General features: G+C 39.8%; 13 protein-coding genes. 9 read left to right on the top strand and 4 right to left on the bottom strand.

The window, feature by feature from the left end; genetic code table 11:
* Positions 1-27: 27 nt before the first annotated feature.
* Positions 28-372, top strand: a complete 345-nt coding sequence (locus tag JWG40_RS17510; protein WP_040917277.1) for a hypothetical protein — start codon at positions 28-30, stop codon at positions 370-372.
* Here JWG40_RS17510 and JWG40_RS17505 read toward each other — a convergent pair.
* Entirely contained in the window at positions 277-1119 is an 843-nt protein-coding gene (locus JWG40_RS17505) for a glycosyltransferase family 2 protein (RefSeq protein ID WP_205287063.1), read from the bottom strand. The two genes, JWG40_RS17510 and JWG40_RS17505, sit on opposite strands and share 96 nt — an antisense overlap.
* Positions 1120-1121: 2 nt before the next feature.
* Positions 1122-1826, bottom strand: a complete 705-nt coding sequence (locus JWG40_RS17500; protein ID WP_205287062.1) for a histidine kinase — start codon at positions 1824-1826, stop codon at positions 1122-1124.
* A 37-nt stretch (positions 1827-1863) separates the two neighbouring features.
* Between JWG40_RS17500 and JWG40_RS17495 the strand changes: the two genes are divergently transcribed.
* The 7 genes from JWG40_RS17495 to JWG40_RS17465 are packed head-to-tail and all read left to right on the top strand — an operon-like array spanning position 1864 to position 12457.
* Positions 1864-3246: a hypothetical protein gene (locus JWG40_RS17495; protein WP_205287061.1), complete on the top strand. Its 1383-nt coding sequence runs from the start codon at positions 1864-1866 to the stop codon at positions 3244-3246.
* Complete coding sequence (locus tag JWG40_RS17490) at positions 3243-4397, top strand: S1 RNA-binding domain-containing protein (protein ID WP_205287060.1); 1155 nt, start codon at positions 3243-3245, stop codon at positions 4395-4397. The genes JWG40_RS17495 and JWG40_RS17490 overlap by 4 nt, the downstream gene beginning before the upstream one ends.
* Before the next feature lie 8 nt (positions 4398-4405).
* Entirely contained in the window at positions 4406-4873 is a 468-nt protein-coding gene (locus JWG40_RS17485) for a tRNA (cytidine(34)-2'-O)-methyltransferase (RefSeq protein WP_205287059.1), read from the top strand.
* 48 nt (positions 4874-4921) lie between these two features.
* Entirely contained in the window at positions 4922-5590 is a 669-nt protein-coding gene (locus JWG40_RS17480) for an ATP-binding protein (RefSeq protein ID WP_205287058.1), read from the top strand.
* Positions 5591-5596: 6 nt separating this feature from the next.
* On the top strand, positions 5597-7591 hold the full coding sequence (gene uvrB / locus JWG40_RS17475; RefSeq protein ID WP_205287057.1) for an excinuclease ABC subunit UvrB: 1995 nt from the start codon (positions 5597-5599) through the stop codon (positions 7589-7591).
* A gap of 13 nt (positions 7592-7604) precedes the next feature.
* Complete coding sequence (gene lon / locus JWG40_RS17470; RefSeq protein WP_205287056.1) at positions 7605-9977, top strand: endopeptidase La; 2373 nt, start codon at positions 7605-7607, stop codon at positions 9975-9977.
* On the top strand, positions 9974-12457 hold the full coding sequence (locus JWG40_RS17465) for a transglycosylase domain-containing protein (RefSeq protein ID WP_205287055.1): 2484 nt from the start codon (positions 9974-9976) through the stop codon (positions 12455-12457). Before lon ends, JWG40_RS17465 begins: the two co-directional genes overlap by 4 nt.
* Here JWG40_RS17465 and JWG40_RS17460 read toward each other — a convergent pair.
* A complete protein-coding gene (locus JWG40_RS17460; protein WP_205287054.1) occupies positions 12414-13838 on the bottom strand; it encodes an ABC transporter substrate-binding protein in 1425 nt (474 codons plus the stop codon). The genes JWG40_RS17465 and JWG40_RS17460 overlap by 44 nt on opposite strands.
* A 2-nt stretch (positions 13839-13840) precedes the next feature.
* Here JWG40_RS17460 and JWG40_RS17455 point away from each other — a divergent pair, with 2 nt between their 5' ends.
* Positions 13841-15724, top strand: coding sequence for an ABC transporter ATP-binding protein (locus JWG40_RS17455; RefSeq protein WP_205287053.1), 1884 nt, complete (start codon positions 13841-13843; stop codon positions 15722-15724).
* A 14-nt stretch (positions 15725-15738) separates the two neighbouring features.
* On the opposite strand, the gene JWG40_RS17450 is transcribed toward JWG40_RS17455, so the two are convergent.
* On the bottom strand, positions 15739-16149 hold the full coding sequence (locus tag JWG40_RS17450) for a zinc ribbon domain-containing protein (RefSeq protein WP_205287052.1): 411 nt from the start codon (positions 16147-16149) through the stop codon (positions 15739-15741).
* Between the last annotated feature and the right edge of the window lie 33 nt (positions 16150-16182).

Below are 16182 nucleotides of genomic sequence, written 5' to 3'. Positions count from 1 at the left end.
AATAGGTAATAGACAGGTACAAGAACAATGATTTCATTACCGCTTGCCGCACCATCGGAACCATGGACAATTCTAGTAGATATTTTATTCTTTTTTCTCGCATCCGCAGCCTGTGCCTATTATTTTTATTATTATAAACGTAAAGACTTACTAGGAAAATTTTGGGGATCCACTTTTGTTGCGGGGATTGGCGCACTCATCGTGTTTGCCACCTTTCAAACTTACATTCGTGATATCATTATGTGGCTCATGTCACCAAAAATTGGATCGACTCAGTTATCCAACGTGAACTTGGTTGCCATCTTTCTTGGTGGATTTACTGCTCTTTACATCATGAACCGAATCAACCATAACAAAGAAAGAAGAGATTGATTTCGATTTTTCATATAACTTTAAATATTTAAGAAAATTATAATAAAACCCTAGAAGGGCCAGAACAAAACCTTGTTTCCCATCTAGGATTCCCAACCGAATCCAGTACATATAAAATCCTTTAAAACACGCTTTTAAAAAAGCCCAAAATACAGAACTGGATTTTCCTTTTCTAAACTCTTCTTCTGCAAACAAACTCGAATAACGATCAATGAATTGTAGATGATCGGAAATATTTTTATAAGAGTAGTGGTAGAGTGGGTTTTTTAGTTTGATTGGTTTTCCGATGAGTTTTACTCTTTCGTGCACCAAACCGCCGCTAAATTCGCCAGCAGTTTTTTTGAACAATCGGATTTGGTAGTTAGGATAGTATCCACCAAAACGAATCCATTTTCCTAAATAATAAGTCAAACGTGGAACAAGGTAACCTACAGACTCTAGTTTGTGGTTGTTAAATAAATCCGTAATTTCTGTTTGTAAACCGTCCGATACGACTTCGTCGGCATCAATGGCAAGAACCCAATCAAATTTGGTTTGTTCGATCGCAAAGTTTTTTTGATCCGCGTAGTTTACAAACTTACGATAAAAAACACGGGCACCAAATGATTTTGCAATTGTTACTGTTTTATCTATGGAACCAGAATCGATCACCACAATATCTTCTATAAAGGAAAGGGCTTCTAGGGTGCGAGAGATATTATCCTCTTCGTTGAGGGTAATGATGGCGCAGGATAAAGGAAGGGGCATATTTAAATTTGATTGGGATCGCGGACGGAGATAAACTTATCGGAGAGTGGAATTTCCAACCTTGCGATGGTGGAATCTTCTCCGATAATGATACGAAAGAAATTGGGATCAATACCTTCCCCTTTGAGCATAATCAGAATGAGAGCAAGGCCAAGGCCGGCACCTTCCGTGGTATCAGCATTGTCCATGTAGAACTGAGCGATGTCGTCATACACCATTCCTTTCTCCAAACGTTCTCGGATTGCTTTTTCTTCTTCTTTAGCAATGGGTGTGTTGTTGATGACTTCGATGGTGATTCCATCGTCGTTGAATTTGAAGTTAATTAAACAATAGTATCCTTTCTTTTTGGCTTTGATTCCAAATTCGTTGGACATCTCTTCTGAAAACATTTCACGATACTCTCTCACTCCCCTTGCATATTGCGATGGGTTTAGCATACTGTACCCACGTTCTTCAAAAAAAACACGTTTTTGGTTGGCTTTGCAGGCATTGATGGCCAGTTCTTTGATGATGGTATAAAGAGTGGGGACAAGAGTGGGGTAAGTCAGACGATCCAAGATGAGGCCTACGGCTTCTTTGATGTGTTCCTCAACGGATTTGGAGACCCGGTGAGTCTTTAGCGAGAGAATTTTCCCATTTTCGATGTGTAATTTGATGTGATCAGAAATCTCGCTTGTTTCCTTTCCCATACCCGAAATCTTTTCCATTCTAGTCCTTACTGTCAAGGTAACTAAGACCGCTAGTATGAAAAACCGCAGGCTTCTATTCCTCTCCTTATTTTTATCGGCTATTGCCCCCACCAACCTTTTGCCGCAAAATTTGAAAATGAAATCAGTTCGGATCTGGAACAGTGAAAAAGCTAATTTTGGTGGATTTATCGACTTAGAAGTGGTCCAGGGAAAAATCATTTCCTTAAAAGAAGGAACACCTATTGTACATCCTAAGTACTTATTGCCTGGATTTTGTGATGCCTCAGTCACCTTGGGATCGAATGCTCGCGGGGGAAAAACAAGCCGAGAAGATCTTCCTACGTATCTTTCTGGGTATTTGGCGGCCGGATTTAGCCATGTAGAATCTGTAGCTGATCCCAATCTATCAAACGTGCAAAATGAAATCATCAAATCAAAATGGTTTTCTCCCATCCTTACCCAAGGACAAAAACCGGCCCTCTATTCGGAACTTTCTCTGGGAGAAGGGGCCAATTATGTTTCGGGTCTTGGTCTCACCGCCGACACCAAACGGAACCGCCACCTCCCCATTTTCTTAAAGGAAGTGGAAAACAGAGGGTTTTCACAAACAGAACTCTATGCCAAACGGCGGGAAGGGGAAGAGAAAGGTTACCTTCCGTTGGCTTATACCTTTGCTGACAAAACCAGTTGGGAAGATGCTTTGGATACCGGATTTCCTGTCATTTTTCATCCCATGCCCGAGGGAACCAATCTCTACCGTGCTCAAAAACGAGACTTTTTATGGGCGCCCATGCTTTCCGTTTTGTATCTGCAAAATTTAAAAACGAACCCAGAGCTTTGGAAAACGGAAATCCAAATTTGGGCAAACCTCCATTCTGTTTTTGGAGCTCGTTGGAAGGATTTGCTTTCCACGGAATCCGAACCGGCAGAGGAGGAAATCGCTCCGAAAGAAAGTTCTTTTTCGGAGTACGAGGCCACGTTCCAAAGAGAAGCTGAGGCGAGAAGGAATCTCCTTTTCGCCAGTGGAGCTGGGCACTGGGGACTATTTCCTGGACAAGCTGCCATAGTCGAAGTGCGACTTTGGGAGGCACTTTTGGCAAAACCAATGGAGAGGAAAGTAGAATCTCCTTCCGGCCGTCCTGGATTTTGGGCTTCGCTTTTTGGATCCTTTTCTCCTGGGTTACTTTCGACCAATGCGGACCCCGAAACCTTACCGCAAATCCGAAGAGAAATCATCCAAACTTTGACCCTAAGGACTTGTTCCTTTATCGCTGCTGACCACGAAGGAAAGATTCGGATCGGTGGCCCCGCTCATTTTTCCGTACATGACGAAAATCCTTTGAAACGTGCTTCCGGAATATTTCCAATTGAATCCATGGTATTAGGAGGAAAATTGGTTTATACCCCAAAACCCACCAAGGAAGGAACCACAAAATGAAAGGCCCATCCTCAGAATTTGAACGTTTATTAGAAGAAAGTTTTAAAAAAAGACAGTCCATTGAACCCGGCTCACGTCATGAAGCCAAAGTAACAGCTGTTAAGAATGATTATGTATTCATTCGCACTGTAGAAAATAAAATCACAGGAAACATCTCTATTGAAGAATGGAGAGAAGAAGTTTTGCCTAAAGTTGGCGACACTCTTGTTGTTTATTTTTTAAAAGAAAACTCTGGAGATTTTTATTTTACCACCTGTCTTTCTGGCGACAACCTAACAGAAGAACATATGGAGATGGCGGCGCAGTATGAAATTCCTGTGCTTGGCCAGATGCTCGTGGAAGCAAGCGGCGGTTGGGATGTCAAACTTGGTAGTCACCCTGCCTTTGTTCCCTTTAGTCAATTGGATGGTTCCTTAAAAGGAACGAACATCGCTGGAAAACGAATTAAATTTGTGATCTCAGAGCTTGGCAAAAAACAAAACAAAATTGTTTTATCACAGAAAAAAATTGCTGATAAAGAACGAGAAACCAAGAAGCAACTGTTACGTGAAGAGTTGAAGGTAGGAATTTTTGTTTCCTGTACGGTCAAAAGCATTCATAAATTTGGACTCATTGTGGACATGGATGGGTTTGATGCTTTGGTTCCGCAGTCCGAAGCCACTTACAAAAAAAATGCTGACCTTACCACTGAATTTCGTGTGGGAGAAACCCTTCGCGCTAAAATTCTCACTCTTGACTGGTCTACAAACAAAATCTCTCTCAGTGTAAAAGACTTTTTGTCCGACCCATGGTCAGGAAAACTTCCTTTTAAAGAATCCGACATTGTGACGGGAACTTTAGAATCGATCAAACCCTTTGGCCTCTTTGTTCGGTTAGGTGATGATTTTTCATGTCTTGTTCCAAACAAAGAAACCGGCGTTCCTTCTCGTACACCTTTGAATACTGTGTTTAACCCAGGACAAAAGATAGAAGTTTTCATTATGGAGATCAATCCTGAGAAAAGACAAATTGCAGCTTCTATCTCCAAAGCAGCCGAAGCGAAGGATCGAATGGAATACCAAGAGTATATGTCCAAAGAAGAAACTTCTGGATCTGTCTCTAGTTTTGGGTTGGCACTTCAAAAATCTTTGGAAAAAAAGAATAAAAAGTAATTCACGAATTGGAAATCGCATTATTTCGTCCCGAAATTCCACCTAACACAGGTAACATCGCGAGGCTTTGTGTCAATGTCGGTGTTCCTCTGTCTATTGTTGGGGAGCCGTCCTTTGACCTTTCAGAAAAGGCCGTCCGGCGCGCTGGCCTGGATTATTGGAAGGATTTGGATCTTCGGAGGTTTGCCGATTATGAAGAATTTCGGTCAAAAAAAGAGGAAGAAGGGAGTCGGATTTTCCTTGTATCCAAGTTTGGGATCAGAGTGTACTGGGATGTGGAGTTTGAAAAGAATGATGTCTTTCTTTTTGGGAGGGAAACCTCGGGTCTGCCGGAAGAAATCCACAAGTCCTGCCCTCCAGAACATATTATTTCCCTACCTATGGCAGAGGTGAGTCGATCCATCAATCTTTCCAACGCAGTTGCCATTGTACTTTATGAAGCACTGCGCCAAGAGAAAACACGGACTAATCCCTAAAGGATAAAACAATTTACAACTCCTCCGTTCCCATTGAAATGGGAATATATGCCGTTCCCTCTCTCCAGAACTGAGTTAGAGAAAGAAGTGAAAACTTTGTTCTCCAATGGCCTCTCGGGGAATGTGAACGATTTTTACTCTTGGGTGTTTATGGAAACCCAAAGAAAATTCAAGGACCATCCCAATACCACTTTGGAAGGGATCACTTCTCTCCTTGAAGACTTAATCAAAGACGGAATCATCACTACAAACCCAATTGATCCGAGAGAATATTTACTTCCCGATACTTCTCCTATCATTCGTAAGATGGGAACAACCGAACAGTTTGTCATTTTGGGTGCTCTTTCCTACAACCCTATGCAATATGTTAGGGCCAGGCTTGATTATTTTCTAAAGCGCAATGGGATTCAAGAAGAGTTGCGAATGGATCTTTGTATTGCCACTGTTGAAGCTGTGGAAAATGCAGCCAAGTATGGTGACGGTGGCGGTGTGGAAGTAAATTTTCAAATCGACAAACACAAAATCTTTAGCATAGAAATGATCAATACCGTAAAAGACTTTAATCTAGAAGATGATATTCAGAGAGGTAAGTTTTCTTCCACTGCAACACTCATGCGTGGTATGATGGTCATGCAAAAACTTTTCGATTCAGTAGATTTAGAGATCAGCGACAATCGAAAACAAGCTATACTGAAAGCAACTCGTAAACTAACATAGGTTCCTATGGCAAATTTCAAAATGGTTTCTCCTTTTAAGGCTGCCGGAGACCAGGTCGAAGCAATTGAAAAAATTGCGAAGTCCTTCGGTGAAGGTAAAAATAAAATCACTCTAGTTGGTGTGACGGGTTCAGGAAAAACCTTTACCATGGCCGAGGTTATTACTAGAGTCAAAAAACCTACTCTAATATTATCTCATAATAAAACACTCGCAGCTCAACTCTTTCGTGAGTTTAAAGAGTTTTTCCCAGAAAATGCTGTAGAATACTTCGTTTCTTATTACGATTACTACCAACCCGAAGCTTATGTACCGTCTTCCGATACATTTATTGAAAAAGATATGTCAATGAATGAGGAGATCGACAAACTTAGATTACGTGCCACATCTAGTTTACTCGAACGCGATGATGTGATTATCGTAAGTTCCGTTTCTTGTATTTATGGTTTGGGCTCTCCCGAAGATTATATGAATTCGGTTGTGATGTTACATGTGGGAGATAAAATCGATCGGGATCAAATCATTCGAAAGTTTCTCCATATCCAATATGCTCGTAATGATATTGATTTTAGTCGGGGAAATTTTCGTGTTCGTGGGGATACGATCGAGATTATGCCTTCTTACCAAGAGGAAGGAATTCGGATCGAACTTTTTGGAGATGAGATTGATGGACTCTCTAAAATTGATCCACTCACAGGAAAAGTAAAAACAAAGTTAGATCGAGTGGTTGTATATCCTGCAAAACACTTCATTACCTCTGGCCCTAAAATTAAAGATGCCATTGAAAAAATTAAAGATGAGATGGCAGAACAGAAGGAAAAATTTCTAAAACAAGGGAAACATTTAGAAGCAGAACGAATTGAATCCAGGACCAATTATGATATGGAAATGCTTGTGGAACTTGGGTATTGTAGTGGGATCGAAAATTATTCTCGCCACCTAACGGGAAGATCTGAGGGGGAAAGGCCTGCTTGTTTACTCGACTATTTTCCAAATATGGATTTTTTACTGATCATTGACGAATCCCATGTAACACTTCCACAAATTGGGGGAATGTATGCAGGAGATAGATCCAGAAAACTTACGTTAGTTGATTTTGGATTTAGACTTCCGAGTGCTCTCGATAACAGGCCATTGAATTTTCAAGAATTTGAAACTTTAACTCCAATGACTTTGTATGTGTCGGCAACACCTGATCAAAATGAAATTAACAAAAGTGAGGCGGTGATCGAACAAATCATTCGTCCCACAGGACTACTTGATCCGGTGGTGGAAGTTCGTCCCACCACAAATCAAATTGAGGACTTATTAAACGAAATCCGGCTCCGCATAGAACAAAAAGAGCGAATTCTCATCACCACTCTGACAAAAAAAATGTCAGAAGACTTAACGGATTATTATAAAGAAGTGGGTTTGAAGATTGCCTACCTCCATTCCGAAATTGATACCATCGAAAGAACGGAAATCATTCGGGATTTACGTAAGGGAGTTTATGATTGTATTGTAGGGATCAATTTGCTCAGAGAAGGACTTGATATTCCAGAAGTTTCTCTTGTTGCCATTTTAGATGCGGATAAAGAAGGTTTCCTTCGAAATTATAAATCACTTGTGCAAACCATCGGGCGTGCAGCAAGGAATGTAAACGGCAAGGCCATTCTTTATGCAGACCGGATGACTGATTCGATTAAAAAAGCAATCAGTGAAACCGAACGACGCCGTCTAATCCAGGAAGCCCACAACACGAAGATGGGAATCACCCCTCAAAGTATCATTAAGGAAATTCATGATATTTTACCGCGAGAGATGGCGGAAGAAGATAGTAAGGAAGAAGCTCTCAAGGAAATGGAAAAAGAATTTACCTTGAAGAAATACAAAACCAAAGACAAGTTACGTGATGCTTTGAAACGAGAAATGTTACGTTACGCATCCGACTTGGATTTTGAAAAAGCTGCCATGTTTCGTGATAAAATGTTAGCACTTGGGCCCGATAAAATAGAATCATAAGGTAGGATACGGATTGGAAACAAATGAATTTTGGGAAAACCCAACAAAATTGGCGAGATTGGAAGATTCTCTCCCGAAACAAATTTTCCTTCTCCCGATTAAGGTGCGGCCTGTGTTCCCAGGGATCATCACTCCCTTAATCGTACCACCGGGTCGTTTCATCCAATCCATTGAAGAGTCCTCAAAAGGTGCGGGGTTTTTGGGTCTGATTCTTTTAAAAGAAGATGAGTCAGACCTTCCTTCTGAAGACAATATATTTCAGATTGGAGTGGTGGCTCGTATCTTAAAAAGAATCAATTTACCCGATGGAGGGATGAATATTTTAGTAAACACCATCCAAAGATTCAAAATTCATTCCATCCATACGAAAGAGCCAGTTCTTGTTGCCAATGTAAGATACCCAGAAGAAGAACTAGGTACAAGTAAAAATAATATTAAGGCTCTTATGAGAACTTTGCTAATTCTGACAAAGGAACTAGCACAAAACAATCCTCTGTTCACAGAAGATATGAAACTTACGATGATGAATGTAAACGAACCGGCAAAAATGGCTGATTTTGTTTGTTCCATTCTGAACCTAGAAAAAGAGGAATACCAATCTGTCATTGAAGCCATCCAAATTAATGATCGATTAGAAAAGGTATTATTGTTTCTTAAAAAAGAAATCGAGTTAGTAGTTCTCCAAAAAAAGATCCAAGAACAAATTAATGATAAAATAGATAACCAACAACGTCAGTTTTTCCTTCGTGAACAATTGAAGGCCATCCAGCAAGAGTTAGGTGCTGGTGAAGATAAAACAGAACTCAAATACGAAAAACTTTTGGAACGATTGAAAGCAGTTCCAGTAAGTGATGAAATTATCGTGGAAGTAGATAGAGAAATTGATAAATTCAAAAACTCAGATCCAATTTCCAGCGATTATAATGTCATTAGAAATTATTTAGATTTAGTGGATGCCCTGCCATGGGAAAAACCGGCTGAAAAAGATGTGAATCTAATTCATGCCAAAAAAATTCTGAATCGTGACCACCATAAACTAGAAGATGTGAAGGAACGAATTTTAGAGTTTTTAGCTGTTCATAAATTGAATCCGAAAAGTAAAGGGTCTATCCTTTGTTTGGTGGGTCCACCGGGTGTGGGTAAAACATCCATTGCCAAGTCTGTGGCAGAAGCTTTGGGTCGAAAGTTCTACAGGTTCTCTGTAGGTGGGGTGAGGGACGAAGCAGAAATCAAAGGCCATAGAAGAACGTATATTGGAGCCATGCCAGGAAAACTCATCAGTGCTTTGAAGATCACTAAAGAAAGAGATACGGTGATTCTTTTGGATGAAATAGATAAGATGTCGCAAGGTTACCAAGGCGACCCGCAAGCGGCACTCCTCGAAGTTCTAGATCCAGAACAGAATTCAAATTTTAGAGATCACTATTTAGACTTACCTTTTGATTTGTCGGATGTTTTGTTTATTGCTACTGCTAACACTTTTGAACCAATCCCGCGTGTGTTACTCGATCGTATGGAAGTGATCCAACTTTCTGGATACATCACAGAAGAAAAAGTGCAGATCTTCCAAAAGTATCTTTGGAAAAAGATTTTTGAAAAAAATGGATTAAATCCAGATTCTTTTTCTATGAAAAAAGAAACGGTAACAATTCTCATCAATTCATATTCAAGAGAGTCGGGCTTACGCGGCCTTGAAAAAACATTCGATAAATTAGTCCGAAAAATTGCCTTAAAACAAGTGTTAAAGGAAAAGTATTCTAAAGAAATCCGAGAAAAGGATTTGGTGGAATACTTAGGTTCTCCTCCGTTTGTCGATGATCGAATGACTATTCCTAAAGTTCCAGGAACTGCACTCGGTCTTGCTTGGACCAATGCAGGAGGATCTACCCTTCTTATCGAAGCAGTCCTCATTCCAGGAAAAGGTGGGCTCACTCTTACGGGACAAATGGGAAAGATGATGGAAGAGTCCGCAAACATTGCCCTCTCCTTTGTTAAAAATTATATTAACAACGATGTTTTGTTTGAAAAGAAAGCCATCCACTTACACGTTCCCGACGGTGCCACACCCAAAGATGGCCCAAGTGCGGGAATTACGATGGCTACAGCTATTTTGTCTCTTGTAACCGATCAAGTGATTGCTCCAGGTTTTGGTATGACCGGTGAACTTACGTTAACTGGTGAAGTCCTTGCTATAGGTGGACTCAGGGAAAAAATCGTAGCCGCAAAACGAGTGGGGGTGAAAAAAATCATTTTCCCTAAAGACAATGAAAAGGCATTCCAAGAAATTCCCGATTACGTAAAACGCGGGGTCACTTTTTATCCAGTCACTCGTTTCGAAGAAGTGGAAAAACTCGTTTTCCCGAAATCCAAAGGTAAGAAAAAATGAACAACCAGACCAATTCCTTTTTCCTCATCCTAGAAGTGTTGTATGGCCACCTAACGGATCTTCTTCGTTTTTTTTGGATTCGGCGTGTTCAGCTCTTCACACTGGGAGTGATCCTTGGAATCTTTTTGTCTTTTTTCTTTTTGGGTGGAGCATATGTGGTTTGGTCAGGAGAGGAAGCTCGAGTGCATAAATCGCTCGAAAAATACCGATCAGAAGTATCAAACTTTTATGATAGTTTTCAACCTAAGTCAGTAAAAATCTTAGATCGCAGTGGAAAAGTGATGGGTGAGTTCTATCGCAGAAACTTTAGACCCATACGCACAGATAATTTAGCAAAACACAATGTCATCGTTTGGGCCGTATTATCTTCTGAAGATCGTGAGTTTTTTTCCCATTCAGGATTGAATTACACTGCTATTGGTCGTGCGGTTGTGACTAATTTAATTCAATTTCGTTTGTCTCAAGGTGGGTCTACTATCTCACAGCAGTTAGCGAAACTAACTTTAAATTTAGGAAAACGTAATTTATTCAATAAACTAACAGAACTCTATTGTACTTTTTATATAGAAAGCCAATACTCGAAAGAAGAAATTTTGGCTATGTATTTAAACCAAATTTTTCTCGGTGAAGGGAACACGGGTGTAGAAGAGGCCGCCAGATATTATTTTCGTAAACCTGCTTCAGAGCTTAGTCCAGAGGAAGCAGCCCTTCTCGTAGGAATCATTCCGGCTCCGAGCGTTTATAATCCAGTTCGCAATTTAGGGATTTCTCTTTCTAGGCAAAAACGTGTGTTATATGACATGGCAAGAAATCCCGAACTGCATCCTTCAAAGAAAGAAATTCCACATAAGTTTTCTGATTCGATCGAACTGGGCTTAAAAAAATTCCGAACTATTTATAAAATTAAAGAAACAAAAGATGAAGAAGGAAATCCAAAATACTCAAGCGAAATTGGAAAATATGGAGCCGATAAGGATTTCCGAGTCAATTTAGCTCCTGATTTTAATTCGGAAATTCGAAGATTCATTTTGGAACGATTTTCTAATGAAGATTTAGAAGAAAGGGGTTTACTCGTTTACACTACTTTGGATTTAGAAAAACAAAGACTCGCCGAAGAGGCGTTACGTGTGGGTGTTGATTCTGTTAGAGCCGATCTAACAAAACAAGAAGCCGAATACCAAAACAAAGGTAAGGCGGATTTGGCAGAAGTCACTCGTGCCATTTTACCACAGCTTAGTGGGTCTATGATATCTTTAGATCCCGAAACAGGAGATATCGAAGCCATGGTGGGTGGATACAAAATATCCAATGTATTTCGGTTCAATCGTGCAGAAGATGCCAGACGCCAACCAGGATCGACGATCAAAGCTCTTGTTTATGCTCTTGCATTTGAAAAGCGGATCGTAAACCCATCATCCAAAATCAAAGACGAAAAATTAGACATCTCTGGTTATTCACCCAAAAACTGGTATAAGGGTTATAAGGGTGACATCACAGTTCGGCAAGCTCTTGCCCAGTCAGTGAATACTGTCTCTGTAAAGTTATTACATGAAATCGGAATTTCCTACTTTATCCAAAAATTAAGTGCCATCCTTTCGATTCCCGAAGAAGAAGCAGAGATCCGATTCCAAAGAAATTTATCTTTAGCTCTTGGGTCAGGGGAACTAAGCCCTATGGAACTTTCTGTCATTTATGCTACCCTAATGAATGGGGGAAGGCGAGTGACTCCAAGAAAGATAATCAAAATTACCGATTTGGATGGGAACGAATTTTATAACACTGTCGCCAATGAGGCCGCCGAACAAATATTAAATCCCGTTGCCTGTGCTATGGCCATCAATACCTTACAGTCTGTTCTTACAGAAGAAGGAACGATGACTCTAAAGAAGAAGGAAGGCGAACCATTTCTGTATGCTGGAAAAACGGGCACAGTTCAATCTCCTAAATTAAAAGCGTCAAGATGGAAAGGCCTCAAGGGTGTTCGCGATGTTTGGTTTGCGGGGCTCACTCCAAGAAACGTAACAGTAGTTTGGGTGGGCCATGACGAAGGGGCACCTTTTCCTGGTTCGGGATCTGGAGTATCTGGTGGGATTTGGTACAGATACACACAAAATGTAAAATCAAAACTAGGAATGGGGAATCAGTTGATTTCTAATTTTGTGGGAGATTTTGTAAAGGTGGATGTTTGTGCTGATGATGGAACCATTATGGAAACTACACCCGATTACATCTGTAAGGTGCCACTGTATGCTCAGTATTACTATATTGGGGACTTACCACCCAAACGTGCAGGCTTTGTAAAACAAGAATCCCCTACGCAAAACACAAATCTGCGGCCGGAGCTGATTGATGATGATTCCGAAATTTCTACTTATGATGCACAAGGAAGTCGGATCCAACCAACAGCAGTAGACTCTGTGGAATTAGAGCCACCGCTTATAGAAAATCGGCGAGCGCGTTATAACGAAGAAACTCCTTAGAAACCAAATAATTCTCCTGGATGGACCAAAGAAAAATCCAGGGTTTATCTTCTCTGACTCTCTCAATGATTTGAAAGGCATGTTTTTCATTTTTGAAGGGTTTGTCTAGAAGTTTGCCTACTTCCGTATTTCTATAAAAAGAACGATTTCCCCCATTGCCTACTTTTTCGGGATGGAAGAGTGGGTCTAAAAAATTCCAAACAGAATCAAAATCAGAATACCAAGTGAGAAGGGTTAGATCTCCTTTTCCTTCTCCATTCTCTTTATATAAAGGCGCTTTTTCCATTGGCCTAAGTTTAACAGTAAGCCCAATATCTTCTAATGCTTGTTTTATGGCCCGGCCTTTAGCTTGGTTTTCATCATCACCTCGCATGCGGAATTCCAAACTAGTAGTTAAGATTTTTGGGTAACAAGTGGACTGTTTTAACTCATCAATTGCTAATGGTTTGTTGTATACTTCCCCATTTCTATTTTCTCCATTGGACATTTTTTCCATATAATTTAAAGGAATAGGTCCGTAGGTGAGGTCTGCATGATTTTCTAATAATTTTTGAATGATCAAATTACGCGGGATTGAAAGATTGAGTGCTCTTCGAAAGTGTTTGTCGAAACAAGGATTGTTTTGATTGATCGCCACATATTGAACAGACCTTCCTTTTTTTGTGAGGGTAAGTTCTGAATTTGCTTCTGGCAAAGAAAGAAGAAAGTCTGTCAGCTTAAAAGCGTCTAACTGATGTTTGCGATATAAAAATAGAGAAGTCGAAGATTGAGGTAAAATGAGAAAACGGATTTTTTTAGGAAAGTTCGGATCCACTTCGCCTTGGAAGTTTAAGTCTATATATTCATTTTTTTTCCAAGAGACTAGACTGTATTTTCCATAAGACTTTAAGAGATCCTTTTTCCATTCTTCTTTCCCAATGATGGAGGCAAACGGTAAACTAAGTTTCTCTTTCCATTCCGTTTCCCTCGTGGCTTCTTTAAATTCTAACTCTAATTGAGTTTCCGATATAGAACGAACCCCAAGTAAAAATTGATAGTCTCCTTTTCTAGGATAAGTTTCGAAGAGCAAACGAGATAAACTGTATTCTATATCTTGAACCGAAGGAGCCGAGGAATTCAGTTGGAATAACCAAAGTTCCTTTTTTGGATGCGGAATTTTTTTGTAAGAGAAAATCCAAGTGGAATGGAACCCTTGCGAATCTTGGAAAAATAGGCCTTGGTGAAGAAATTTTGCCAATTTTTGGCCGGACAAATCGGTAATGAATAGCGGATCCAAATGCGCAGGATCGGAAGGGAGCGCAATTTTTAAGTCAAATTCGGGAGTTTCCTCTCGGCAAAAAGTGAGGGACAAGAGAAAGAAAACAAGGGATAAGGTTCTCATACGTGAAGATTTACCGAAAACTCTGGCCATACTTGACAAAATACAAATACAGACTTAGTCTCGGTGTTTTCTTGTCTATATTTGTTTCCATTTTCAATGGGGCATCCCTCACGTCTCTCATTCCTATCTTTGATTCTTTGGGGACTGGCGAAAATTACAAGTTCCAAATTGCTCTAACAAAAAAAGACCAAACATTACTGTCAGAACACAAAAGACCTGACCATCTAGAAGGACTGACTTATTGGGAATGGCAATTTGCCAATCTCAAACAAAATACAAACGAGGAACTTGCAGATAAAAAACCAGACGACTTGGTGTATCTGTTTTGTCTCATCATCCTTCCTATCTACTTTTTAAAACTCATTTGCCTAGCCGGTACTGTCTACTTTGTCAATTCGGCTGGACTTCTTGCCGTCAGTGACCTCAGGCAAGCGCTCTATAAAAAACTCCAAGTTTTGCCATTAAATGAGTTTTATCGTGAGAAGACCGGGGTTCTCATGAGTCGGGTGATCAACGATGTCGATATTGTCGGAAAAGTAGTTTCGAATGACCTAAAAGATGCAATTAACGATTTTTTTTATATCGTCACACATTTAATCATCTTACTCGTGTTAAGTTGGAAGTTATTCTTTTTATTATTTATTGTAATTCCTTTAATTGTGGGGCCAGTGAGTACATTTGCCGATCGAATCAGGCGAACCACCAAAAACCAACAAGAACAATTGTCTGAATTGAATGGTGATCTTCAGGAAGTGATTTCAGGAATTCGGGTCATCAGAGCTTTTTCGATGGAAGACAAAGAAGCAGATCGTTTTTTTAAAGTAAACCAAAACCTTTCCGATAAAACTTTCAAAACACATTTTTATCACCAAATTGGTCCCGCATTAACTGAGTTATCTGGTTCGGTTGTGACCATGGTATTTTTGGGAATTGGTGCTTATTTGTTAGAAGATGCTAGTTTTTCCAAAGGAATGTTTATTGCTTTTTTTCTTACCTTAATTTTTCTTATGCGTCCATTAAAACAGATGAGTATTTTGGTGAACTTAATCCAAGCCTCTGTGATTGCTAGTGATCGTGTCTTCGAAATTTTAGGTAGAGATGTAGATATTAAGGAACCAAAAACCCCAAGTCCACTCGGCCAACTTTCCAAATCGATTGATTATAAAAATGTATCCTATGTTTATCCCAATACGGATATTTATGCACTGAAAAATATTAATCTGACATTACCTCGTGGCGGTACCATTGCTATCGTTGGGTCTTCTGGTGCCGGTAAATCAACGTTAGTTGACCTTTTGCCTAGGCTTATTGATCCAAGTGAAGGTGGAATTTTTTGGGATGATGTGAATGCAAAAGATTTGAGTTTGGATAACCTACGGAAACGAATTGGTGTTGTTTCTCAAAATATTTTTTTATTTAATGGTTCTGTTCGTGAAAACATTGCTTTTGGAAGGCCAGACGCATCCGAAGAAGAAATTCGACGTGCTGCCGAAGACGCATTTGCTTCTGAGTTCATTGAAAGTTTTGAAGAAGGTTATGATACCATTGTTGGTGAACGTGGTGTGATGTTGTCCGGTGGACAAAGGCAAAGAATCTCTATTGCTCGGACACTGCTTGCAAATCCAGAAGTATTGATTTTGGATGAAGCCACATCTGCTTTGGATACAGAGTCGGAAAGACTCATCCAACAAGCGTTTGTTCGTTTGTATGAAAACAAAACTGTAATTATTATCGCTCACCGTTTATCCACGGTAAAAATTGCTGATACAATATATTATTTAGAAAATGGCGAAATTGTAGAAAGCGGAAGCCACACAGATTTATTAAAAAATCAAAACTCTAAATACAAACGTTTGTATGATATGCAGTTTTCGAGTTCTACTTAAACAAACACTAAAGTTTAAGCAAGACGACCTGTTCCACAATTCGGACAAAACTTTGCATTAGGAACAGCAACAAACGAACCACAGTTGGCACATGTCCAATTTTCGTTAATTTTTGGAGAAGGAAGGATCGCAACATTTGCCTTTTTTTCTCTGAGTTCTGCTTCTACAGAATCTAAGGCTTCTATATAGGGTAGAGACTGTGTTTGGAATTCTTCTTCTGTTAATTTTCCGGAATCAAAATCAGATCGGATGTCTTTGAGAGAGTCGAGGAGGTTACTCTTCTTTTCTTTAATGGGTCGGAGATAAGCTCCTTCTTCTTTCCCAAAGGGTGATTCGTCGATTCGGAACCTATAATAAAATAATAGGAAAGGAGCGATCAGAATGATTCCAAAGAGCAGACAATACAAATATAAGAGAAAATCCATACGTTCAGAATTTGGACTTTTTATTTTTAGGCA

Origin of the sequence: Leptospira abararensis (assembly GCF_016918735.1) — a bacterium.
Classification (GTDB): Bacteria; Spirochaetota; Leptospiria; order Leptospirales; family Leptospiraceae; genus Leptospira_A; species Leptospira_A abararensis.
This window is presented reverse-complemented; position numbering and strand designations above follow the sequence as displayed.